Raw genomic sequence first — 21,421 nt, 5'->3', positions numbered from 1 at the left:
AAAAATATTGGCGAAAATTCAGTAGAAAGTATCAATACAGTTTTAGCTAAACATAGGGTTTTTATCTCAACAGTTGCTTCTATTTCCGGCAAAACTGACATTTTCAACTTAAAGAAGTTTGATATTGTAATTGTAGATGAAGCTTCACAAATTTTAGAACCTCAAATTGTTGGAATACTTCCGAAATGTTCAAAATTCATTTTAATTGGCGACCACAAACAATTACCCGCAATTGTATTACAAGACCCTAAAGTTCTAAAACCAACAATGAACTTTTAGAAAGTATTGGTTTGCTGAATAGAAAGAATTCACTGTTTGAAAGACTTTACACTTATTGCGAGAAAAATAAGTTTGACTTTGCTTATGACAAACTAACCTATCAAGGCAGGATGCATAGAGAAGTTGCCTTATTTCCTAATCACAGTTTTTATCAATCAGAATTAAAAGAAGCATTTGACATACCTAATCTCCCAATAAAAACTAAAGAAGGTTTAAAGCGTCAAATTCGGCCATTGAGTTTGTCAAGTCCAACAAAAAATGACTTAACAGATTTACTTGCTCGAAAGCGACTAATATTTTTTCAAAGCAAGGAAGATAAAAGTAATCACTTTGGGAAGAAAAATATTCAAGAAGCTGACTTGGTAGTTAGAATAGTTCAAGCAATAAAAAAATTATACGATTTCAACTCAAGACCATTTAGTGAAAAGAAAACAATTGGTATAATCACTCCTTTTAGAAATCAAATTGCCTTAATAAAGCAGAAATTAGAAGAAGCAAATATCCCAAATTTTGAGGATATAACTGTTGATACAGTAGAACGCTATCAGGGTAGCCAGCGAGATATTATAATATTTTCATTTGCCATCAACAATCCTTTTCAACTTAATGGGATTGTCAATTTAAATGATGATGGAACGGTTGACAGAAAACTTAATGTTGCATTAACTAGAGCAAAGAACAATTGATTTTGATAGGAAACGATTCCCTCCTGTCAAACAATTTGGTTTACTATAAACTTATTGAATTTGTCAAATCAAAAGGTGGATACATTTGGGATTCAATAACTGATGTTCTTAATGACAATCTACAGTTTCACTACTTTGATTCAGATGAAACTATAGAAGGTAAAACCTACACCCCAGATGATGAATTTGCTACAGTTTATGATGAATTGGTAATTAATAAGCTAAAGAATGACCCACGTACATTACAAGCAATGGAATCAACCCAAAATGACTGGTGGCAAGTTCTTTTAGGAGAATCCAATGACTTCATTAGAACTAATGTTATTGAATTTGGGAGAGCAGATTTTGATTTTGAACAACCAAGTTTATTTAATCAATCCTTTAGCAAAGAAGATAAGGTCAATTTGTATTGTTTCTACAATATGCGTAAGCACTATTTTTCAGGTGTTTCTATTTTTGACAGCTATAAAGAGTTTTTTGAGATTGAATTGAAGCAAATATCAGGAAGAACTACATTTTTTGATTTTGGTTGTGGTCCATTAACGTCTGGCATAGCTTTTAATCAGACTTTTAAACACAACAATGAGTTTTCAATGAAATATGTTGGCATTGACATTTCAAATGCTATGCTCAACAAAGCAACTGAATTTTCTAAAAGTATTCTATTTAAGAAAAATACTGAGTTTAGGTTATTAGTTTCATTCAAACAACTGGAAGAAAACACATTGGATGAATGGTTCAGAGTTTCAAATTTAGTAGTTCTCAACTTTTCATATCTTTTTGCAAATTTGAATACTGAACAGATTAATGATTTAGTGAATGATGTTAACCAATTGGTAAAGAAATATCCATTGAACAAATACGTTTTAATTTACCAAAACCTGTACACAGACACCATAATTTCACAAGGTTTAAAAATCATTTAAAAGGTATTGACCATTCAGTTGTTAGAAAATCAGAAACTGTATCATACAAAAATAGCAATCAAAGTTGGTATGATAAATCAGAAACCTTTACATACGAAATACTTAGTAACTAATGCAAACAGACCTTTTCGGAAATAGCAAATTATCAAATAGAAGTCACGCTGAAAAATGCTAAGGAAATTTTAGGCTTGGAGATTTATCCTGATTTCATAGATAGAAAGACAGAAACGGAATTATTGAAGTTAATTGATAATTCTATTTGGCTGAATGACCTTTCAAGAAGAGTACAACACTATGGTTTTAAGTATGATTACAAAGCAAGAAAGATTGATAATTCATTTTTTATCGGACAACTACCAAAATGGCTGACTGAAATTGCCTTGAAAATATATGATGAAAAATATATCAATTTTATTCCTGACCAAGCTATCATAAATGAATATGAAAGCGGACAAGGTATTGCACCTCATATTGACTGCGAACCTTGTTTTGGCGACACAATTATTTCTTTATCTCTTGGTTCAAGTTGTGTTATGAACTTTGAACAAGAACACACTCAAAAGACAAAGTTGAATTATTCCTTGAACCTAGAACTTTGTTGTAATGAAGAAAGAAAGTAGATATAATTGGTATCACGGAATTCCCCAACGTAAAAACGACAAGTTTAATGGTGAAACAATTAAAAGAGAAAGACGAGTATCAATAACATTTAGAAAAGTAATAATAGAATGAAGCCAACCCTTCACAGCCACACACATTGCCAAGCCGCACTAGCCCAAGCTCAATCCCAAGCTTGGCAAAGAGTGTGTCTGTCTCAACGCACGACCAAAACGACCGACAAACCAACGGACGAAAAAGAACACCGAAGCGATAACAGGCGTTTGGCTCAATGGCGGGTGACGTGGTTAATTGAACATTATACCTCGCATCAACTTTTGTGGTGCATTGACAGTTTTGTGCTCCGAAATCCGCCACTGCGCCAAGCGCCAAAACGTCAGACTGTGCAAAAACCCTCCCCTATTGTTTAAAGAATTTTGATCTGTTTCCGGGCGGGGCTGATTATATTGAGAGAATAATCAGCTTTTCATGAAATACCTAACCGGATTCGACCGCAGGCAGGCCACTTTATTCCCGACTTGTATCGATGATTTGATCCCGGAAGATGCGGAAGTGCGGGTTATCGATTTATTCGTAGACGCGTTGCCGCTGAAAGAACTGGGATTTTTAGAAAATGAACCTGCGGAAGAGGGCAGGCCGATGTATCACCCGGCGGATCTGTTCAAATTGTGTGTGTACGGTTATCTGAACCGCATACGGACTTCTCGCCTGCTGGAGCGTGAGTGCCAGCGGAACATCGAACTGCTCTGGTTACTGAAGGGACTACAACCCTGCTTTCGTACGATTGCCGGCTTTCGGTCAGACAACCCAAAACTGTTCCGCAATGCGTTTACCCACTTCGTCCGGCAGATCAACCGAAAGGGCCTGACCGGGAAAACGCTGGTGGCGCTCGATTCAAGCAAGTTCAGGGCGGTCAACTCCAAGAAGAAAAACTACAACCAGAAAAGATCGACCGGCAACTGGAGTACATCGACAACAAGATCCAATCTTACATCGAGGAACTCAACGCAGGCGATCTGGATGAGGCCAGAGAGCCGCGATCGCTGAGAAACTGAAAAAGCAAAAGGCCCAACGCCGCAAGTACAAGCGCATTGAAAAGCAACTATCATCCAGCGGCCTGGACCAAATCTCCACCACCGACCCGGATGCCCGGACCATGATTCTGCACGGGTCTGTGATCGAAGTAGCCTATAACGTACAGACCGTGGCGGATGCGGCCAACAAGCTGGTGCTGGAGTATGAGGTCACCAACCAGAACGACCGGAAAGCCCTGCTGCCGATGTCGCAGAAGACCAAGCGAATTTGCGATACGGATGCCGTGGCTGTACTGGCAGACAAGGGCTACCACAACGGCGAGCAGCTTACGGGTTGCGAGCAGGAAGACATCTACACCATCGTAGCCTATCAGGAAGTACCCCGCAGTCATCCCGTGCCGACACCGGAGTATTACGGCGAGCGCTTCCGGTACAACCCGAAGAAGGACCAGTACAAGTGTCCGCAGGGTCACATCTTGAAGACCACCGGCCATTGGTATACTAAACTGTACGACGAGTCGGTACACAAGGTCAAGCACTACAAGACCAAGGCCTGCGGCAGTTGCGCGGTCAAACACCTGTGCACCCGCAACCCCAAGGGCGCCTGATCGAACGGTCTCAACATGCCGGCGCGGTAGAGCGCAACAACCGCCGGGTGCGTGAAAACACATCGACCTATTCCCTGCGCCAGCAAATCATCGAACACATCTTCGGTACCATCAAACGACAATGGGGCTTTGATCACATCCTGATGAAAGGCCTGCAGAAAAAACGAAGGCGAGTTCGGATTAATCTATCTCATTTACAATTTTCGGAGGGTAATGAACATCATGGGCCCGCCGAAGTTGAAAAAGTGGCTGACCAGGCTGCTTTTTTCTATTTTTACGGATAGGGCGATCCGTGATGCAGGACAATACCAAAGATATTCGGGCAGTCAGCTTGTCCCTGTTATCGTCCGGGAAGGGTGGTGCTGAATATCTTTTGGGTTGTTGCACGAACTGACGTTAGCGGCAAGTATAACCGACACTACCCAAGACTTTCTAACTGCTTAAAGACAGGAATTAACGACTTCCCTTTTTCGGTAAGATTATATTCTATATGCAAAGGCTTTTGCTGAATGACAACTTTTTCTAACAGCCCGACTTCTTCTAACTCTCTTAAAGCGACAGACAAAGTTTGTTTGTTAGAACCTTCAATTTGACGCAACAAACTACTAAAACGCAAAGGTGCTTCAACAGCCAAACGAAAAATTTCAGGTTTCCATTTGCCAGACAGCGACTTCAAAAGCCCTTGTGCAGGACAAGTTTCGTTATCAATAATTTCTTTTTTGGTAGTCATAATTTTCTGACTTATTGCGTAGTTGAATATAAGTCCTCAACTTTGCACAAAGATAAACAAATGGTGTAAGACACTTTACATAAAATGAAATTAACTTATCTTATTTTAATCACAACATTCACAATCGGCAATACAAGTTGTCATTCTCAAAACAAAAAAAATATGCAAGAGCAAAACAATCCTTTAATGTGCGACCCAGAAAGTGGTATTTGCGAAATACCTACTAACAAAATAAGTTCAGCAGAAAGCAGTTTGATAAAATCAGACAAGAAACCAGTAAAAATAATCTATTACACCGACCCTATTTGCTCTTCTTGTTGGGGAATTGAGCCACAATTACGAAAACTCAAATTGGAATATGGAAACAATATTGAAGTTGAATACAGAATGGGTGGTTTGCTACCTAATTGGAGTTACAATAGTGGTGGAATTAGCAAACCTTCTGATGTTGCTCACCATTGGGACGAGGTAAGTGTTTATTATGATATGCCAATAGACGGAAATGTTTGGCTTGAAGACCCATTAAATTCCTCATATCCACCTTCAATTGCTTTTAAAGCAGCACAAATGCAAGACAATGAAAAAGCAATTTTGTTTCTTCGTGAAATACGAGAAATGGTATTTCTTCAAAAAAAGAATATCACAAAATGGGAACATTTAGAATTAGCAGGAAAAAAAGTTGGGCTTGACATTGTTAAGCTCAAAACGGATTATGAAGGAAAAGCAAAAGACTTTTTGAAGAAGATTTAAAATTAGGCAGAGAATTAGGCGTAAGGGGCTTCCCTACAATGTATTTTATAGACACAACAGGACAGAAAGAAATGGTTTATGGCTCAAAACCGTATAGCACATTTGAGAGTGCTTTACTTAAATTGATTCCGTCTGCTACCAAAACAACCTATGATAAAACTTGGAATGCTGTATTTTCAAAATACAATTCATTGACAGCAAAAGAATTTTCTGAACTAACAGGAACACCACGAAACGAAAGTGAAAAATATTTGGACGACTTAACAGCGAAAGGACAATTAGAAAAACTGACAACAAAAAATGGAGCAATGTGGACTTTGAAGAATACCAGCCGATAACAACTAAGGCTTCGTTGGGCCCAACGGGCCAACAATGAAGCCGCTGTTGCACGGAACCCCGCTATCGCGGCGCCGTGCAGGTTGCTATGGGGATTGAATAAGTGGCGTGTGTTGATTCGCTACCGTTTCCGATCACACAAAGGTTGATATCGGCACCGTTCAGAAGAGGATCAGAGAGTGAAAAAGCGTAGCGAGTAGCGGATCAGGCACTGGTCTTACAGGTTTGGGCAATGCAACTCCAGCCCGTGGTGCAGGTGTTTTTTTCATTGTGAGGAAGTGGTGTTCAGTAGTGATCGATAGCGCGCGGGCGGGCCGCGGTGGTCGAACCGCAGGATGGTTTCATCAGGGATTTTTTGCAACAGGGACAACGCACGGCCGGGGCTTTGCTGCGTGGCTGCCGGATCAGGATAATGGTCTTTCCCTGCAACTGAAGTATGATCTGCGGGATGCTCTCGGCCTTCTTGCGGCTGGAGAGGATGCCGTAATGCCGGATGCGCACAAAACCCCTGGGCAGGATGTGCTGCGCAAAGCGGCGGATGAACTCCATCGGCGCCAGCTCCATTACCTTGTTGCTGCCGTGGCGGTAGTCCTTGTAACGGAAGCGCACACGGTCTTTGTCAACGGACAAGAGCCGATGGTTGCTGATGGCGATCTTGTGCGTGTATCGGCCCAGGTCGATCACCGCACCAGGAGAGGCAAAGGGCCGCTGCATAGACCACCCGGGCTTTGTAAAGAGCGTGCGGAAGAGCTGCGGATCTTCTCCCGGGAAGGCTTTGCGCAGTGCCGCCACCATCCGACCGCGCATCACCCGGCTCAGCGCCCCCTTACCGGGAAGAGGTACTTTCCTTTGGAGCGTGCACTCTTCCAGAACCCGGCTGCGGTGATGCCCCGCCGGGCACGATGCAGTGCAGGTGCGGATGCAGGGAGAGGTTCTGACCCCAGGTGTGCAGCACGGCGATCATACCCGTGTGCGCTCCTAGGTGGGCGGGATCGCCGGCAAAGGAACCGATCAGACTCCAGGCTGTGGCAAAGAGTGCATCATAGACACGATCCGGCCCATACAGGCACAAACGGTTCAGCTCCCCGGGCAGGGGTGAACACCACATGGAAGTACGGCACCGGCAAGAGCTCGGCCTTGCGGGCTGCCACCCAGTCTTCCCGGGCCAGGACCTGACACTTGGGACAGTGGCGGTTCCGGCAACTGTTGTAGCTTATGCGCAGGTGGGAACAGGCGGGGCACTGATCCAAATGCCCGCCCAGGGCCGCGGTGCGGCAGTCTCGGATCAGGCGCAGGGTGCGCTTTTGCCAGTTGTTGAGTTGCGTGCTCTGCTCAACCTGTGCCCATGTTTGCCGTATGACCTGCGCTACTTCGCAGGCCGGCCTCACAGTGCAGGAGCGAAGAGTGTATCCAGCGGACTGAACGGCGCTTTACGACCGTGCCTGGCCACGTGCAGGTACACCATTGTGGTCTCGATGCGCTCATGGCCCAGCAGTTCTTTGATGGAGACAATGTCCAGTCCGTCTTCCAGCAGGTGCGTGGCATAGGTGTGCCGCAGGGTGTGCACCGAGATGTCCTTTTGGATACCGGCGGTCTTGGCCGCCTGCTGCACGGCCCACTGCACCCCGCGTTGGGAGTAGCGACTGTCAAAATCACCGCCCTTGCGGCCTTCGGGCTTGCCGTTGAACAGGAACGTCTGCGGGTTCTCCGCTTCCAGGTAGCTGCGCACACCCCGACAGAGCAACTCGCCCAGCGGCACATACCGGTCCTTCCGCCCTTTGCCTTTACGCACGTGCAAAAGCCGGCGGTCCAGGTCCAGGTCCTTGATATGGATGCTGCGCACCTCCATGCACCGCAGGCCACAGCCGTAGAGCAGACCGATGAGCAGCCGATGCTTGAGCAGGGCCGGGGCCCGCAACAATCGCCGCATCTCCTCCCGGCTCAGGATCACCGGCAACTTCTTCTCATGCTTAATGCTCGGCAGGGTGAACCGCTTATAATCCAACCCCTCGGCCTTGAACGCGAATCGCAGGCTGTACACCACGAACTTGAAGTAGGACTCCGAGGGTGTATCGTGCTGGTCGAGCATCTGCTCCAGATACTCCTCCACCTGTTCGGTATCCAACTCTGTAGGCAGGCACTCAAAATGCAGTGCCATCTGTGCCAGGTAGCGCGTGTAATTACTCAACGTACTGGGACTCTTCCCGCGATGCGGATCTTGCGCGCGAGGCGCTTGTAAAAATCCTCGAATCCCTGTACCTTTAAACAGGCTTGTTTTACCAGCGTCCTGTAGGGCTGTTTTTCAGATTTGTTCTTCATACATAGAATGTTTGTGGTAAAACCTTCTACGAGGATCAATCCGAAAACAGTTCTGCTCAGGTAGTACAGGCTACCCCGCGAAAGCGGGGTTTAGTGCAACAGGCGTTTGGCTCAATGGCGGGTGAAGTGGTTAAATCAGGTGCAGTGCTTCCATTGGGCATTTGTGCTGTTTGACAACTTCGTGCTTCTAAGTCCGCCACTGCGCCAAGCGCCAAAACGTCAGACTGTGCAAAAACCCTCCCTCCCTGTTTAAAGAATTTCGATCTCTTTAAAGGCGTAGCTGATTATATGGAGAGAATAATCCGCTTCCCATGAAATACCTAACCGGATTTGATCGCAGACAGGCTGAAGCCTTCACCATTTGTTAGCCGGTGAGCGGGAAATCAACGTGGGGAATATCAGCTCAAGCGATTTGACCTTACAGAAGTGAACAGAAAGTCAGCGCGGGACAAAGGGGCAGCATTCGTCTGTCGGGACGTCGTAGTAATCGTCAGATCATATACGATCTGCGGCGTTAAGGCTTCACCGCGATTACCCGTACCGTATCAAACAGATTGATCGGGATACCAAAGTTGTTGATGTTTTCCAATGCCCGGACGCGTAGGCCGGTTCTTCTGCCCACCTGATAGAACGGTAATCCCAGTGGTACGATCTTCCAGGGCGCTGTAACCGACTTGACCGTAAAACCCGCCTTTGCGACCATGGCCGGTAGTGTTTTCGAGGTAAAGAAAAAAGTGTGCTGCGGGGGCGTCATCAACCGCCAGTTTGCTTTCATCACCTTGCTAAGCAGGGACCCATGGTCGCCCGTAACGATCAACATCACGCCACCGGGATTCAAGGCGGAATAGGCCAGCCCGAGTGTCGCCATCGGATCCGTCAGGTGCTCGATGACATCCAGCATGACGACTACATCCACTTTTCCCGTTTCGCGGAGAACGTCCGCGGTCAGCGCCCCCTCAAATACCCGCAAACCAAGCGCTTCGGATTTCTGAACGCCGGCTTTGCTGACTTCCACACCATAACAGGTAAAGTATGCCGAGGCCTCACTCAGAAAATAGCCGTAAGCGCTTCCCAGTTCCAGTAGTTTTTCCCTTCGGGTTGTGGAATGTACTTCAGGATCTCGCGGACGATCTTTCTGAACTCAGCACGCAGGATGATTTCAGAGGATTCATAATCGCCATAGCCGTCGACCTGACCACCGTTGAAATAGGTTTCGTCGTAAATGCTGGAGCGGGTCGAAATCGGCGGGCAACACTGTCGACACCAGGCCGCAGGAAAGACATTTTACGATCGGGAAGTTCTTCTTAACAAAAAGCAAACGATGAGACGTCGAGCTGCAAAGGTTGCACGGGAACTCGTAGGCAGTATCAGACAAGGTCTTAACGTTCATGTACAGGTCGTTTTCTTGGCGCTGCAATGCTTACCCGGGATTCGTTGACTCGTGGGGGCGACTCGTCGATTGAGCGTACTGCTCTACCGATCGAGCAGACAAGATACTGAATCCGGGTTTGTCCATCAACAGCTTGGCGTAAGGAGCAGAATGGCCATGGCGCGGAATTGTTTATTTTGGGATGTAATCCATCAGGAGCATGCGAGCACGTGACAGGGAACATCGTATCCGCATGCGGGGGCAACATCCCATGATCGACTACCTCAATCCTCGTGCATGAAACCTCAGGCAGCCGTCTTGTTACTTTTTATTTGCAGGTGTGTTCCCCCGCCTTCGCGCAGATAAGCGTATCAGGCGTCGTGCTGGATTCCGTCACAGGCGGGACTGCCTTTGTGAACATCAGCTGAAAAGAATCGAACTTCGGATTTGGGATTCACCGCACTTATCACGGTACGCATAAGTCGGGATGTCGGTCAACTGTATAACCAACCGAGCACTTCAGACTTGGGATTCAGGGACAGTCCTGAACTTTTATACCTGACAAATAAAGTTAACCGGAACCACTAGCTGCAATGCAAAAAGACGGAATGGCCAAGCGCACCACGAAGTGAACAAGCTTACTAATGCAGCGTATCGAATTTTAACATTTCTGATCGACCTGCCACCACCTTGTTGAAACGGACCAAGGGAACACTTCAGTTCATGCCGTCACTCCCGTTCAACTCTTTTATCATATCTTGAGTCTTAATTCAGGGGTTGGATTCCTGATCAGCGTTCAGGATAAAAGGTTAATCGCAATATCGATCGAAAGACATGAAAAAATTGCAGTTCAACGTAAGCATTAAGGCGCCGGCCGGAAGAGTCTATGACCGGATGTTGGGTATCAGCAGTAAGCTGACCTACGAGCAATGGACCGCCCTGTTCAATCCAACTTCCACCTATGAGGGAAATTGGAAAAGGGAAGCAAGATCTATTTCGTAGGTACGGATGAGAAAGGCGAAAGGGGCGGCATGGTTTCGGAGATTTCGGAAAATGTTCCGGGACGATTTGTTTCCATTCGGCACTACGGCCTTGTTAAAGCGAATGCGGAGATCACGGAAGGGCCGGATGTGGAGAAATGGGCGAATGGCTGAAAACTATTCGTTTGAAGAAGCCGACGGAATCACGACTGTCAAGGTTGAGCTCGATACGAACGAGGAATTTTCAGATTACATGAGCCAAACTTACCCCAAAGCCCTCGACAGGTTGCGGGAGATATGTGAAGCTTGAACCGACTGGGCTTCAATAAGGGCACCCTGTTAAAAGACCCGCATCAACTGCAGACGGGTACCGGTAATCTGATCCGGCATATAGATATTAAGAAAGCGACCGACTGCCGGAATCCGAAAATGAAAGCACTGATCAGAGCAGCCATCGACTTTGCCATCAAGGACATGGAAAAGCCGACTAAATCGAAAGGCAAGATCATCTCCAAGATCACGCTGAAGTGAAGGACCGGTAGTGTTCCATAGAAGGTGATTTTATCCGGCGGCCTGATTCCTGAACCTGTAAGCCGTGCGGCCGATAAACCCTGCACGCTGCCAAAAGCGATGGAACGTCTCCTGTAATTGAAAACGGAACATGCGAAAAGTAATCGCAGCCTTCAACATGACCCTCGACGGGAACTGCGACCATACGGCAGGCCTGCCGGACGAGGTGGTGCATCGGCATTATTCAGACCTCTTAGATCGCAGCGATGTCATCCTCTACGGCAGGACTACCTACCAGTTGATGGAATTCTGGCGGACCATTTTGGAAAATCCTTCCGGAGAGAAGGCGATGGATACATTCGCCGCGGCGATCGATCGGATCCCCAAGATCATATTCTCCCGGAGCTTGAAGCAAGTGGATTGGAAGAGTGCCAGTCTTGCTGAAGGGGAACTGAAAGAAACCGTCGAACTATATAAGCGGCAACCGGGAAGGGATATTCTAATCAGGAAGTCGAAGTCTGATACAACAATTGATGAAGCTAAGGCTGATAGACGAATTGCAATTGTGCATTCACCCGGTCGTAGCAGGAAAGGGCACCTCGCTGTTTGAAGACATGGACCGGATCGTCCTTCGTCTGGTCAACACAAAGCGGTTTGACGGCGGTGCCATCGTGTTATACTACAAACAGGAAGCATCGTGATATGGAGAGAGGCTTCGACAGGTTCCGGCCGGAAAGTTCAAACGCCAATCGATGTGTAAAAAATGAACCTGGTAAGAGCGCGCCTTTCGTCCTTTGCTTATGACAGCAAGTGTAAAAATTGGAACAAGAACAGCATTACATGAACGTATCCCCTAAAGTGACTGTACGAAGCCTGGAGCTTCCGGACGACCTGGAAGCCGTCAGAAAATTGTGGATGGACTACCTGAGTTGGGGTAACAATAAAATGCAGGAACTGTATGGTGTTCATCCGCATCATCCTGCGGAGACCGTGGAACAGGATATACGTCAGATCAGTAAGTTCCAGCCACCGCACGGTCAACTGCTGCTGGCAGTACATGAAGGCAGGGTTTGTGGACTTGGAAGCTTGAAGAGCATCAGCGCGGATGTCGGTGAAATCAAACGAATGTTCGTGGATCCGGGCCTCAGACGAATAGGGGCCGGCAGAGCCATACTGGAAGGACTCTTGACAGAGGCAAGAAAGATCGGATACAAAACGGTCCGGCTCGACAGTCCCCGGTTCATGGAAGCTGCGCATGCTTTGTATAGAAGTGTTGGCTTCCGTGATATTGATGCCTATCCGGAAGTGGAAATTCCGGAGGCCTTTAAAGCCTATCTGTTATTTATGGAGTTGGACTTAACCAAAGAACCGCAGTAAAGAATGAGCGGTCCGTTTGGTGGCGTTGCTCCAGATTCAACAACAACTTCTTTTCTACCTTGCTGGAAGTGTTCGTGAAAGGCATCCGGTATGAATTCACCGCCCCGCTTTGGCAGTATGCCGGAGCTGGCGGCTGGCATTTCGTGTCGCTCCCGAAGAAGATGTCGAAGGAGATCCGCAAGCTGTTACGATCGGAAGAGCAGGGATGGGGCCGGTTGCAGGCTACCGCACGGATCGGACAAAGCGAATGGAAGACCGCGATCTGGTTCGATACAAAGCAGGATACTTACTTGCTGCCTGTAAAGGGAGAGGTTCGGAAGTCGGAAGGGCTCATCGTCGACAAAAGTTTCAGCACGATCCTGTGGTTGTGAATCCTCTTTGATAGTGGTTGTGGCCTCCGAAAGCCGGATACTTCATGACTGTCAGAGCCACTGAAACCGCTGTTTTTATACCCAACCTCCGAATTTCTAATTAAATGCTGGTCTCTGGAGTCGCTGCTTTTTTTCTTGGACGCTGGCTTTGATATTCGTGTTCATCATGGGCTAAAAAACAACTTAGCAAGCCCGATTGTGTTGTAGGGAACGGACACTGAAGAAGGAGATTACTTGCAGTAAGGGAAGGAAATTACCTTACCTTAACGGTTCAGGGTAATGCTCTGCCAGGGACTGGCTTTTGTACAAACAAGAAACTAAACAGACCATGAGAAGGCTTCAACTTACGCTTTGGTTCGTATTGTTTACGGTCATTTCGCATCCCCAACGGTTGGGCGATGACTACTATGTACTCACATTTGAAGACACTGCCACACTGCCCCACTTGCGAATGGATTCAATATCGAATCGGAATGGCCTGTGGCAAGTTGGCAGTCCGCAAAAGGCTGTCTTCACTTCAGCCCAGTCACCTCCCAGGGTCATTGTCACCGACACTGTTCAGCCCTACCCGGTAAACGACACCAGCAGTTTTACCGTGGTGAATATTGCGAGCGGGTACGGTTGGCTGTATCCCCATACAGTAATGTTATCCGGATACTATCAGGTGCATTCCGATACGCTGACCGATTTTGGTACGATCGAACTTTCTCCCGACAATGGAACTACCTGGATTGATTTGATCAACGATACCTTATATTCCGCGTACTATCAGTGGTGGTCAACGGTACCGGTGCTAAGCGGGAATTCAAACGGCTGGCAGTACTTTTCTACCTGGCTGTCGCCACTCGGACCGTTATTCAATGTACAGCTCAACGATACGATCCTTTTTCGATTTACATTCATCAGCGATAGTATTCAGACAAACAAAGACGGTTTGATCTTTGACGATCTGGTTTTCGAGGATTGGATCGAAGGGGTTCCTTTCATGCGAGACGATGACCGGGTATCCATTTATCCCAACCCGACCAATGAATGGTTGAGTTTGCGATGTGAGAGAGGGACGGGCGCGCGATCTGTTCAAGTCTTCAATTTTAACAGCGAACTGGTTTACGAGAGCCGGAATTTTTCGGAAGAAGGCCTGGAAACACGGCACCTTCCTGATGGTGTTTACTGGTTGAAATATTCCGACAATCGAATATTTGCAGTGAAGCGCTTCCTGGTTCAGCATTGAAAGGCCAATTGGAATCGTTGCGCTGAACAATCATTATATATGCATGACATTCAGTAAATTAGGCCACATTCCCCAGAGCTAAACCGTATTGCGTTGAAATTTGAGTTTTTCGATAAAACACATATATTTATTGACAAACAATAAATATTTATTATATTTGCCGCAGCATTTATAATCATAAAGCGGTATGTCAAAGACAAATTCCCTCGTATTCAAGGCGTTATACATTATCGCCTGGCTCATCTTCGTCGGCTTGAGCATTGAGGCCGGTGGGCTGGTCGTCAATTTCTTCTTTCACCTGTACCGGCCCGACTTCGTGGTGAACCTTTACCAGAAGCTGGACCTGCGCGAGATGCTGACGCAAAGCAGGGCATCTTTCTTCGGGATCTACTCGCTGATCCTGTCGATAGCGCTGCTGAAGTCCTTCCTCTTCTACATTGTCATCCGCCTGATGCATACCATGAACCTGTCGAAACCCTTCGACCTTTTTTGTTTCAGTCAGATCCTGCGGATCAGTTATTTCACCTTGTCGGTCGGTTTTTGAGTTATATCGCCCGGCAGTTTGCCAGGAATCTTCAGCAACACGGACTGATCACCGACGGGCTGCACCAGTTCTGGGAGGACAGTCAGGCCTTTGTGCTGATGGGCGCGGTGATCTACATCATCGCCGCCATCTTCAAACGCGGCGTGGACATTCAAAGCGAAAACGATCTAACCGTATAAGCCATGGCGATCGTCGTAAACCTGGATGTCATGATGGCGAAGCGAAAGATGTCGCTGAACGAACTGTCGGAAAAAGTCGACCTGACGCTCTCGAACCTTTCCATCCTCAAGACCGGAAAAGCCAAGGCTGTCCGCTTCAGCACGCTGGAAGCGATCTGCAAGGCGCTGAATTGCCAACCGGGCGATCTGCTCGAATATGTCGCCGACCGGGAAGGGGAGATCGAGTAAGTCAGCTGTTGCAACGGCCTGCTGGTATTTTCTTGTTTCAATCCGGAAGGATGGGCAGTCATTCATCCGAATACTTGCAAGTACCGCTTTAACAATTGGTCCAATGGAAATCGCCGGTAATACCCGACCTTCGGTGATATGGCCACACTCCATCCCCACATCAACTTCAACGGCAACGCACGGGAAGCTTTTGAGTTCTATCGTTCGGTCTTCGGTGGTGAGTTCAGCCGGATCCTGTACCTGAAGGAATTGGCGGGACCGGATGTTCCGATAGCGGACGAAGACGCCGACAAGCTCCTCCACATCGCCTTGCCGGTCGGCACAGGTATGCTGATCGGAAACGACGTTCCTTCCTTCCTCGGACGCGTGAATGAGCAGGAAAATCGCTCCAAGATCTCGGTCCGCGCCGTGAGCCGGGAAGAGGCGGACCGCTTGTATCACGGACTATCCCAGGGGAGGAACTGTCGAGGCACCGATCGGCGAAAGTCCCTGGGGAACTTATTTCGGTATGTTCCGTGATAAGTACGGCATTGAGTGGATTGTGGAGACGGACCGCTAAGCAAGTAACAGCTGGCGTGTCGCAGCCGGACTGATCAACATGAAAGCACAACAGGAAATAACCCGCCACATCGCTACCCATCCCGAACCGAAGCGGAGTGAGCTGTCGACTCTGCATGAGTTGGTGTTATCGGTAGATCCAGGCTGCAAGTTGTGGTATTACGACGGAAAGGACGAACAGGGAAAAATCGTCGCCAATCCGACCATCGGGTACGGCACGCAGGTATTGCGCTATGCGAATGGCAAGACGCGGGAATGGTTCCGGATCGGGATCAGTGGCAACAAGACGGGGATTTCGGTTTACCTGCTCGGCATTGCGGATAAAGGGCATCTCGCGAAGGCTTACGGAAAGACGATCGGCAAGGCCAGTGTGACCGGTTATTGCATCAAGTTCAAAACGATCAGCGATATCAAATTGGACGTATTGGAAAAGGCGATTCGGTTCGGTATGGAGTATGGTAACTAGGTTGAAAGATGTCAGCATGAAACGAACGAGCATCAGGCTGTTGCTGCTTCGGATTCCACTACGCTTGTTGCTCTGGAGCCTCTTCATCCTCCCGCACTTTGCTGAAGGCAGGATGCCCGTTGATTCGCTTTTGACGGGAAAGCAGGTGTATACCAGCACGGAGCCGATCGCGTTTACCGTCCACCTGAGTAAGGAAGCGCCCCCGGGAGCGGCCGCATGATCCCGACCATGTCGTGTTCCTGCAGCGACCGTGATTTCTATTATGTCGTTTACCGCCTGGGCAAGGGCCGTGGATCTCGAAGCCGGACCGTATTTCTGAATCACTCGGAAGCCCCGACCGCCCCGCGTTGCCAGTGCAAGGTCCGGTACGCGAATTTCAAGGAAGGTGGAACCTGGTCCATTCCCGCGATCGAAAAGCGCGGGCGATACCAGATCGAGGTAAGGAGCAGCAGTTCGATTCTTAACTCGAATGTTTTTGTTGTTCGGGAATAGCTTTTCGATTCGGAACACAGCCATGGAGATCATATCCCGCAGATTGGAAATAGTAACTGCAAGCGCGCGCCGCTTTTCAATCCAGATCCTGCCCTTAACTTAGTAATTCGTTAGCGTAATTTATGCAACAAAACGAGAAACAGCGTCAGCGCATCGCCATGATGACTTTCGCGTCGGTCTATCCGTTGTATCTTCAGAAAGTAACCAGGAAAGGCAGGACGGAAGCGGAACTTCGGGAGGTCATCAACTGGCTGACCGGTTATGATGGAAAGCGGTTGGATGCGGTGATACACGACAAGCTTACATTTGAGGCGTTCTTCCAACAAGCCAGGCTGCACCCCAATGCTCATCTGATCACCGGCCTCATTTGCGGCTACCGGATCGAGGAGATCGGGGATCCGTTGATCCGTCAGGTCCGTTATCTCGACAAATTGGTGGATGAATTGGCGAAAGGCAGGACGATGGAGAAGATACTGCGGAAGGCTTGAACCTGGCCTTCGTCGGGCACAGTTTCCATAAATGAATAACTTTCGTTCCGGGACTTGGCACGAACGAGTCAAATAATCTGAACTTTCAAGTCGCTAATGGTATGATGAAACACACGAGGTTCCTCTTATTTGCGATTGCCTTCTCACTGTTCGCCTGCAACTCTTCCACCATCAAGGAAAAGATCAACCAGGCCGGTGATGTGGCCGGGCAGACGGCAGGCGAATTTATCGAAGGCGCTTCGAAGGGCGTTCAGAAGGCGTTCGACGTGAAAGTCGAATTATCGGAAAGTCTGAAGAGCAAGGGCATTGAACTGGGAAAATCCACCGTTTCGAGCGACAGCCTCGGGACCGACAACCTCTTGTCGCAATACGTGATCTTCAACCAGGATTTTTCCGGAGCGCTGACCGCACGGGTATTCGACAGCAGCGACAAGGAGATGGGTCGCGCTGCCGTCGAGGTGGAGGGAAAGCAAAAGGAAGCACGATTTATTGATTTCCGGTTCGATCCGCGTACGAATATTGACAGTAAGTGTCGCCTTAATGTCGAATGAATTGGGGTGCCGTACTTGGAGTACGAATCGCTCGATTTTTTATACCAATCCGACAGTTCGGATCTGATGGATAGAATCGCTTGCCGCAACATCATGGAAGCAAATGCTTGAATGCTGATAGTTCATTATCTTGCAGGAGCAATGGACTTGATTTCGCAGAACATATCTCAAATTCGTGCTTTGTGTGACCAGTATCCGTCCGGTATCTGTTTGCATTTGGCTCAGCAGTGAGAAACGACCTAAAAGCCGGAAGTGATGTAGATTTTCTTGTCGATTTTGAAAGTTCTGATCCAATCATTTACTCTGATAATTATTTTGCTTTAAAGTTCAATTTACAGCAACTTTTTGATAGGCCGATTGATTTGCTGGAGATGAAGGCACTAAGCAATCAGTTTATTAAGCAGCGCATTGATCAGACCAAAGTTCTGGTATATGGAAGAGGAAATTAACGCTTGGTTGGCTGATATTTTGAACGCCATCGGGGAGATCAAGCGTTTCTTCCTGTAGAAAGAACTTCTTAACCTTTCAAGAAGACCTAGAACCAGGCGTGCTATCGAACGAAATATTGAGATTATGGGCGAATCGATGAGCCGGATCCTGAGAGTCCGTCCCAGATTTCGATTTCCAGCGCACGAAAGATCGTTGATACACGAAATCGCATATCGCACGGCTATGATAGTGTATCGGCTGAAATTTTGTGGTCTATTGTCATTCGTGATTTACCTCTTCTCAAAAGAGAAGTACAATTGCTTTTGCCTCCTAGCTAGGTCGGGAAGATCGCGAACATCTGTTTGGTTCTTCCGGTTACCTTCAAGGGGGTTCGTACATTAGGATTGTCGATGTCAGCTGAACCTTGAGCAGATTATCTTGATTATACATTCATCGTCATATGTGCAAATCAGATGCTTTTGACTTCTGTTGACAATCGCACTTCGTATCTTGCTTTATTGTTAGTACACGTATGAAACAAATGCGCATTCTCCACCGCTATCTCGGTTATTTTCTCACCGGCATGATGGCGGTGTACGCGGTCACGGGCTTCATCATGACCTTTCGTGACACGAATTTTTTGAAGTTCGACAAGACCTGGGAACGCACCGTAGAACCGAACCTCCCGGGTAGCGCGCTGGGTGAAGCGATCGAACAGCGTCGGCTCAAGGTGACCCGCGAAGATTCCACTACGATCTATTTCGATAACGGACAGTACGACAAGGCCAGCGGAAAGGCGACTTTTACCACGAAGGAATGGCCGGCTTACATCGAGAAACTGACCGACCTGCACACGTCGCGTACTGCCGATCCCTTGTTTTTCATGAACGTCTTTTTTGCCTGCTCGCTGTTCTTCTTTGTCGTTTCCTCCTTCTGGATGTTTCCGCCACATGCAAAGACGTTTAAGAAGGGAATGTGGTTCGTAGGGGCGGGGGTGATATTGGTAGTGGTCATGCTTATTTCTCGATAGTAGATAGCCTAACCAATGGGATCGCAAGCAGCACAAAACCAACTCTGGAGTCGCGGCGCCGATGACTGGGCGGCTATTCAGGAAGGTACCTTGGAAGATTGTTATCGCTATGTGCTGGAGTATTTACCGGCACTAAAGGATAAACGCGTGCTCGACATTGGCTGCGGTTCGGGCCTGTTCTGTCATCTCGCTCAAACACGTGACGCGATCGTTACCGGAATGGACGCGAGCGACGGCCTGATAGCCGCGGCAAGAAAGAGAAACGCGCGCGTTGAATTCTCTGTCGGTGAAATGGAGCGACTGCCGTTTGATGACGAAGCGTTCGACCTGGTCTGCGGGTTCAATTCCTTTCAGTTCGCCGCCAACCCGCTGAACGCGTTTGCCGAAGCAAGGCGTGTACTGAAGCCCGGAGGGACGCTGGTGGCGATGATCTGGGGGGAGCGGGAAGACTGCGAAGCCGCGACTTTTTTAAAAGCCCTGGGCGGACTGATGCCGTCCACAATGCCCCCGGGAGCGGGTCCTTTCGCCTTGACGTCGGATCGTAAACTGGAAAACCTGATCGGGCAAGCCGGTTTTACCATTCACCATCAGGTGGACCGGGAAAACGCATGGATCTATCCGGATCAGGACACGGCTCTTCGCGGACTCCTCTCGGCCGGGCCGGCGGCGGCGGCCATCGCGCATTCCGGTGAAGAACGGGTACGAACGGAACTCCGGCAATCGATGCAGCCTTTTGTGAAGCCGGATGGTCGGGTCATTTACCGGAACAAATTCCGGATCGTGATCGCGAAAAAGTAAGGTATCGGAAGCGGATGGTACTGCCAGGATCACGAACTTGCAACCGTTAGCTGCTACCGGCTCTATCAGGTTGGAAATGTTACGAAGCGTTCACCCTAAACTACCCATGCGGCAGGTTGCCGTCACCCGTAGCTTTTACACGGAGAAGCTCGGCTTTACAGTAACAGCCGATTACGGCAACTACCTGATCGTGGAGCGGGAGAAGGTGGAATGGCATTTTTTCGAATTCGTTTCCTTGGATCCCAAGGAGAATTACGGTCAGGTTTACATCCGGGTGTCCGATATCGATCAATTGCACCGTTCATTCCGGGAGGCGGGCGTGCCGCTGTTACCAAAGGAACAACCTGAAAGCAAACCCTGGGGGCAGCGCGAGTTCTCACTGCTGGACCCTGATCACAACCTCTTGACCTTTGGTCAGGAAGTGTGACCTTTGTTCCATTCAACATTGCCAATGGAAACTACCGGAGCATCCGTCGTCATCACGAATCACGTCCTTTCCGATCGCATTACGGAGTACGAAGCCTGGTTGAATGAGATCGGTCCGATCTGTCGCCGTTCCGAAGGACTCATCGACTGGCAAATCATCCGGCCGGTGAAGGACCTGACTTTTACTTATACGGTCATCATCCGGTATGACAGCGAAGCGAACCTGCGAAAGTGGATCGAGTCGGATGAACGGAAGCGCCTGATCGAAAAAGCAAGGCCCTTCCTGCGAAAAGGCGATCACTTTGTCATTCACAGCGGACTCGATTTTCTCTTTTCACCGGAGGACGATTCCACCACCTCGCCGGTTCGTTGGAAGCAGGTGTTGATCACCTGGTCAGCGATCTTTCCGCTGGTGTTGCTGATCCCGCTGCTGATCCTGCCGGCTTTGCGCGCATGCGGCATTCCTCCGTCTCATTATTTCGACAACCTGCTCGTATCCGGTGTGATCTGCTCGCTCATGGTCTATGTGGTGATGCCGCCTTATACACGGTTATTGCGGAAGTGGCTGTACCGATAATCGTTGACGAATATGTATTCAATCGTATGATGTCATGGCGAACTTCCGAAGTATTGAGTTCATACTTTACGTGAGTGATCAGGAAAGGAGCAAAACCTTCTATAAGACATTGCTTCAATCCGAACCTGTCCTGGACGTGATCGGCATGACCGAGTTCGCGCTGACGGATAGTTGTAAGCTTGGACTGATGCCGAACAAAGGAATTGCCAGGATCATTGGCGAAACCTTACCGCATCCGGAGATCGGAACGGGTATTCCCCGCTGTGAACTTTATCTGATTGTGGAAGATGCACGGGAGGTTTTTAAACACGCGATGCACTGCGGAGCACGATTAGTCAGTCCGGTTGCCGATCGCGATTGGGGCGATCGCGTGGGTTACGTCGCGGACCCGGACGGACATGTGATCGCCCTGGCACAGTATATCAAGACTGGGGGTTGAAGGTAATCGGATTACGGAGTATGTACGTTCACTGCAGTGGCAGGATTTAAAGCTTGCTCAACGAATTACTATTTGCACTTGTACTCAGCTTA

Annotated in this window: 24 protein-coding genes and 9 pseudogenes; 29 read left to right on the top strand and 4 right to left on the bottom strand. The window is 48.2% G+C overall.

Annotation, left to right across the window (positions count from 1 at the left end):
* The 7 genes from IPJ96_15910 to IPJ96_15880 form a co-directional block, all read left to right on the top strand.
* Window positions 1-279, top strand: a 279-nt coding sequence (locus tag IPJ96_15910) for a hypothetical protein (GenBank protein ID MBK7911795.1), incomplete at its 5' end; no start/stop codon positions are given.
* An 11-nt stretch (window positions 280-290) separates the two neighbouring features.
* The gene (locus tag IPJ96_15905; protein ID MBK7911794.1) at window positions 291-965 is read left to right on the top strand and encodes a hypothetical protein; all 675 of its coding nucleotides are present in this window, start codon (window positions 291-293) and stop codon (window positions 963-965) included.
* Window positions 966-1,000: 35 nt separating this feature from the next.
* Window positions 1,001-1,891 (top strand): hypothetical protein, encoded by an 891-nt coding sequence (locus IPJ96_15900; GenBank protein MBK7911793.1) that lies wholly within the window; start codon window positions 1,001-1,003, stop codon window positions 1,889-1,891.
* Window positions 1,892-2,079: 188 nt separating this feature from the next.
* A complete protein-coding gene (locus IPJ96_15895) occupies window positions 2,080-2,511 on the top strand; it encodes an alpha-ketoglutarate-dependent dioxygenase AlkB (protein MBK7911792.1) in 432 nt (143 codons plus the stop codon).
* 466 nt (window positions 2,512-2,977) lie between these two features.
* On the top strand, window positions 2,978-3,556 hold the full coding sequence (locus IPJ96_15890) for a transposase (GenBank protein ID MBK7911791.1): 579 nt from the start codon (window positions 2,978-2,980) through the stop codon (window positions 3,554-3,556).
* 109 nt (window positions 3,557-3,665) lie between these two features.
* On the top strand, window positions 3,666-4,151 hold the full coding sequence (locus tag IPJ96_15885) for a transposase (GenBank protein MBK7911790.1): 486 nt from the start codon (window positions 3,666-3,668) through the stop codon (window positions 4,149-4,151).
* Window positions 4,106-4,435 (top strand): hypothetical protein, encoded by a 330-nt coding sequence (locus tag IPJ96_15880; GenBank protein MBK7911789.1) that lies wholly within the window; start codon window positions 4,106-4,108, stop codon window positions 4,433-4,435. Before IPJ96_15885 ends, IPJ96_15880 begins: the two co-directional genes overlap by 46 nt.
* A 134-nt stretch (window positions 4,436-4,569) precedes the next feature.
* On the opposite strand, the gene IPJ96_15875 is transcribed toward IPJ96_15880, so the two are convergent.
* Window positions 4,570-4,881, bottom strand: a complete 312-nt coding sequence (locus IPJ96_15875; GenBank protein MBK7911788.1) for a helix-turn-helix transcriptional regulator — start codon at window positions 4,879-4,881, stop codon at window positions 4,570-4,572.
* A gap of 162 nt (window positions 4,882-5,043) precedes the next feature.
* Between IPJ96_15875 and IPJ96_15870 the strand changes: the two are divergent.
* A pseudogene (locus IPJ96_15870) lies at window positions 5,044-5,969 on the top strand (DsbA family protein).
* A 263-nt stretch (window positions 5,970-6,232) separates the two neighbouring features.
* On the opposite strand, the pseudogene IPJ96_15865 reads toward IPJ96_15870, so the two are convergent.
* The 3 genes and pseudogenes from IPJ96_15865 to IPJ96_15855 form a co-directional block, all read right to left on the bottom strand.
* Window positions 6,233-7,355, bottom strand: a pseudogene (locus IPJ96_15865) (IS91 family transposase).
* Window positions 7,352-8,173 (bottom strand): annotated as a pseudogene (locus IPJ96_15860) (tyrosine-type recombinase/integrase). Before IPJ96_15860 ends, IPJ96_15865 begins: the two co-directional pseudogenes overlap by 4 nt.
* A gap of 627 nt (window positions 8,174-8,800) precedes the next feature.
* On the bottom strand, window positions 8,801-9,367 hold the full coding sequence (locus IPJ96_15855; protein ID MBK7911787.1) for a class I SAM-dependent methyltransferase: 567 nt from the start codon (window positions 9,365-9,367) through the stop codon (window positions 8,801-8,803).
* 1,122 nt (window positions 9,368-10,489) lie between these two features.
* Here IPJ96_15855 and IPJ96_15850 point away from each other — a divergent pair.
* The 21 genes and pseudogenes from IPJ96_15850 (at window position 10,490) to IPJ96_15750 (ending at window position 21,329) form a co-directional block, all read left to right on the top strand.
* A pseudogene (locus IPJ96_15850) lies at window positions 10,490-10,945 on the top strand (SRPBCC domain-containing protein).
* On the top strand, window positions 10,942-11,166 hold the full coding sequence (locus IPJ96_15845) for a hypothetical protein (protein MBK7911786.1): 225 nt from the start codon (window positions 10,942-10,944) through the stop codon (window positions 11,164-11,166). Before IPJ96_15850 ends, IPJ96_15845 begins: the two are co-directional and overlap by 4 nt.
* 130 nt (window positions 11,167-11,296) lie before the next feature.
* Window positions 11,297-11,846, top strand: a pseudogene (locus tag IPJ96_15840) (dihydrofolate reductase family protein).
* A 139-nt stretch (window positions 11,847-11,985) separates the two neighbouring features.
* A complete protein-coding gene (locus IPJ96_15835) occupies window positions 11,986-12,522 on the top strand; it encodes a GNAT family N-acetyltransferase (protein MBK7911785.1) in 537 nt (178 codons plus the stop codon).
* A gap of 83 nt (window positions 12,523-12,605) precedes the next feature.
* Entirely contained in the window at window positions 12,606-12,893 is a 288-nt protein-coding gene (locus IPJ96_15830) for a DUF1905 domain-containing protein (GenBank protein MBK7911784.1), read from the top strand.
* A gap of 328 nt (window positions 12,894-13,221) precedes the next feature.
* A complete protein-coding gene (locus tag IPJ96_15825; protein MBK7911783.1) occupies window positions 13,222-14,124 on the top strand; it encodes a T9SS type A sorting domain-containing protein in 903 nt (300 codons plus the stop codon).
* 187 nt (window positions 14,125-14,311) lie between these two features.
* Window positions 14,312-14,847: pseudogene (locus IPJ96_15820) on the top strand (DUF2975 domain-containing protein).
* 3 nt (window positions 14,848-14,850) lie between these two features.
* Window positions 14,851-15,075 carry a helix-turn-helix transcriptional regulator gene (locus IPJ96_15815; GenBank protein ID MBK7911782.1) on the top strand — a complete coding sequence of 75 codons (225 nt, stop codon included), beginning with the start codon at window positions 14,851-14,853 and terminating at the stop codon, window positions 15,073-15,075.
* Window positions 15,076-15,213: 138 nt separating this feature from the next.
* Window positions 15,214-15,634 (top strand): annotated as a pseudogene (locus tag IPJ96_15810) (VOC family protein).
* A gap of 39 nt (window positions 15,635-15,673) precedes the next feature.
* A complete protein-coding gene (locus tag IPJ96_15805; GenBank protein ID MBK7911781.1) occupies window positions 15,674-16,099 on the top strand; it encodes a DUF1801 domain-containing protein in 426 nt (141 codons plus the stop codon).
* A gap of 16 nt (window positions 16,100-16,115) precedes the next feature.
* Window positions 16,116-16,319 carry a hypothetical protein gene (locus tag IPJ96_15800; GenBank protein ID MBK7911780.1) on the top strand — a complete coding sequence of 68 codons (204 nt, stop codon included), beginning with the start codon at window positions 16,116-16,118 and terminating at the stop codon, window positions 16,317-16,319.
* Window positions 16,316-16,591 (top strand): hypothetical protein, encoded by a 276-nt coding sequence (locus tag IPJ96_15795; GenBank protein MBK7911779.1) that lies wholly within the window; start codon window positions 16,316-16,318, stop codon window positions 16,589-16,591. Before IPJ96_15800 ends, IPJ96_15795 begins: the two co-directional genes overlap by 4 nt.
* Window positions 16,592-16,713: 122 nt before the next feature.
* Window positions 16,714-17,079: a DUF2200 domain-containing protein gene (locus IPJ96_15790; GenBank protein MBK7911778.1), complete on the top strand. Its 366-nt coding sequence runs from the start codon at window positions 16,714-16,716 to the stop codon at window positions 17,077-17,079.
* Window positions 17,080-17,180: 101 nt separating this feature from the next.
* Window positions 17,181-17,630: a hypothetical protein gene (locus tag IPJ96_15785; protein ID MBK7911777.1), complete on the top strand. Its 450-nt coding sequence runs from the start codon at window positions 17,181-17,183 to the stop codon at window positions 17,628-17,630.
* Between the two features lie 141 nt (window positions 17,631-17,771).
* Window positions 17,772-18,079 (top strand): annotated as a pseudogene (locus IPJ96_15780) (nucleotidyltransferase domain-containing protein).
* Window positions 18,063-18,397 (top strand): annotated as a pseudogene (locus tag IPJ96_15775) (DUF86 domain-containing protein). The pseudogenes IPJ96_15780 and IPJ96_15775 overlap by 17 nt, the downstream one beginning before the upstream one ends.
* Window positions 18,398-18,600: 203 nt before the next feature.
* Window positions 18,601-19,089, top strand: coding sequence for a PepSY-associated TM helix domain-containing protein (locus IPJ96_15770; protein MBK7911776.1), 489 nt, complete (start codon window positions 18,601-18,603; stop codon window positions 19,087-19,089).
* A 15-nt stretch (window positions 19,090-19,104) separates the two neighbouring features.
* The gene (locus tag IPJ96_15765) at window positions 19,105-19,887 is read left to right on the top strand and encodes a methyltransferase domain-containing protein (protein MBK7911775.1); all 783 of its coding nucleotides are present in this window, start codon (window positions 19,105-19,107) and stop codon (window positions 19,885-19,887) included.
* 76 nt (window positions 19,888-19,963) lie between these two features.
* Complete coding sequence (locus IPJ96_15760) at window positions 19,964-20,314, top strand: VOC family protein (GenBank protein ID MBK7911774.1); 351 nt, start codon at window positions 19,964-19,966, stop codon at window positions 20,312-20,314.
* Window positions 20,315-20,338: 24 nt separating this feature from the next.
* Window positions 20,339-20,890 carry an antibiotic biosynthesis monooxygenase gene (locus IPJ96_15755; GenBank protein ID MBK7911773.1) on the top strand — a complete coding sequence of 184 codons (552 nt, stop codon included), beginning with the start codon at window positions 20,339-20,341 and terminating at the stop codon, window positions 20,888-20,890.
* Between the two features lie 34 nt (window positions 20,891-20,924).
* Window positions 20,925-21,329 (top strand): lactoylglutathione lyase, encoded by a 405-nt coding sequence (locus IPJ96_15750; GenBank protein ID MBK7911772.1) that lies wholly within the window; start codon window positions 20,925-20,927, stop codon window positions 21,327-21,329.
* Window positions 21,330-21,421: the final 92 nt, after the last annotated feature.

The sequence above is a fragment of the Bacteroidota bacterium genome, from assembly GCA_016713765.1.
GTDB classification, from domain to species: domain Bacteria; phylum Bacteroidota; class Bacteroidia; order AKYH767-A; family 2013-40CM-41-45; genus Pollutiaquabacter; species Pollutiaquabacter aromativorans.
This window is presented reverse-complemented; position numbering and strand designations above follow the sequence as displayed.

Excerpts from the sequence above, each read along its gene's own strand:
- IPJ96_15785 (MBK7911777.1), top strand. The coding sequence starts at position 17,181 with ATGATGAAACACACGAGGTTCCTCTTATTTGCGATTGCCTTCTCACTG.
- IPJ96_15875 (MBK7911788.1), bottom strand. The coding sequence starts at position 4,881 with ATGACTACCAAAAAAGAAATTATTGATAACGAAACTTGTCCTGCACAA.
- IPJ96_15885 (MBK7911790.1), top strand. The coding sequence starts at position 3,666 with ATGATTCTGCACGGGTCTGTGATCGAAGTAGCCTATAACGTACAGACC.
- IPJ96_15800 (MBK7911780.1), top strand. The coding sequence starts at position 16,116 with ATGAAACGAACGAGCATCAGGCTGTTGCTGCTTCGGATTCCACTACGC.
- IPJ96_15815 (MBK7911782.1), top strand. The coding sequence starts at position 14,851 with ATGGCGATCGTCGTAAACCTGGATGTCATGATGGCGAAGCGAAAGATG.
- IPJ96_15770 (MBK7911776.1), top strand. The coding sequence starts at position 18,601 with ATGCGCATTCTCCACCGCTATCTCGGTTATTTTCTCACCGGCATGATG.
- IPJ96_15755 (MBK7911773.1), top strand. The coding sequence starts at position 20,339 with ATGGAAACTACCGGAGCATCCGTCGTCATCACGAATCACGTCCTTTCC.
- IPJ96_15750 (MBK7911772.1), top strand. The coding sequence starts at position 20,925 with ATGGCGAACTTCCGAAGTATTGAGTTCATACTTTACGTGAGTGATCAG.
- IPJ96_15835 (MBK7911785.1), top strand. The coding sequence starts at position 11,986 with ATGAACGTATCCCCTAAAGTGACTGTACGAAGCCTGGAGCTTCCGGAC.
- IPJ96_15805 (MBK7911781.1), top strand. The coding sequence starts at position 15,674 with ATGAAAGCACAACAGGAAATAACCCGCCACATCGCTACCCATCCCGAA.
- IPJ96_15760 (MBK7911774.1), top strand. The coding sequence starts at position 19,964 with ATGTTACGAAGCGTTCACCCTAAACTACCCATGCGGCAGGTTGCCGTC.
- IPJ96_15890 (MBK7911791.1), top strand. The coding sequence starts at position 2,978 with ATGAAATACCTAACCGGATTCGACCGCAGGCAGGCCACTTTATTCCCG.
- IPJ96_15765 (MBK7911775.1), top strand. The coding sequence starts at position 19,105 with ATGGGATCGCAAGCAGCACAAAACCAACTCTGGAGTCGCGGCGCCGAT.
- IPJ96_15825 (MBK7911783.1), top strand. The coding sequence starts at position 13,222 with ATGAGAAGGCTTCAACTTACGCTTTGGTTCGTATTGTTTACGGTCATT.
- IPJ96_15795 (MBK7911779.1), top strand. The coding sequence starts at position 16,316 with ATGATCCCGACCATGTCGTGTTCCTGCAGCGACCGTGATTTCTATTAT.
- IPJ96_15790 (MBK7911778.1), top strand. The coding sequence starts at position 16,714 with ATGCAACAAAACGAGAAACAGCGTCAGCGCATCGCCATGATGACTTTC.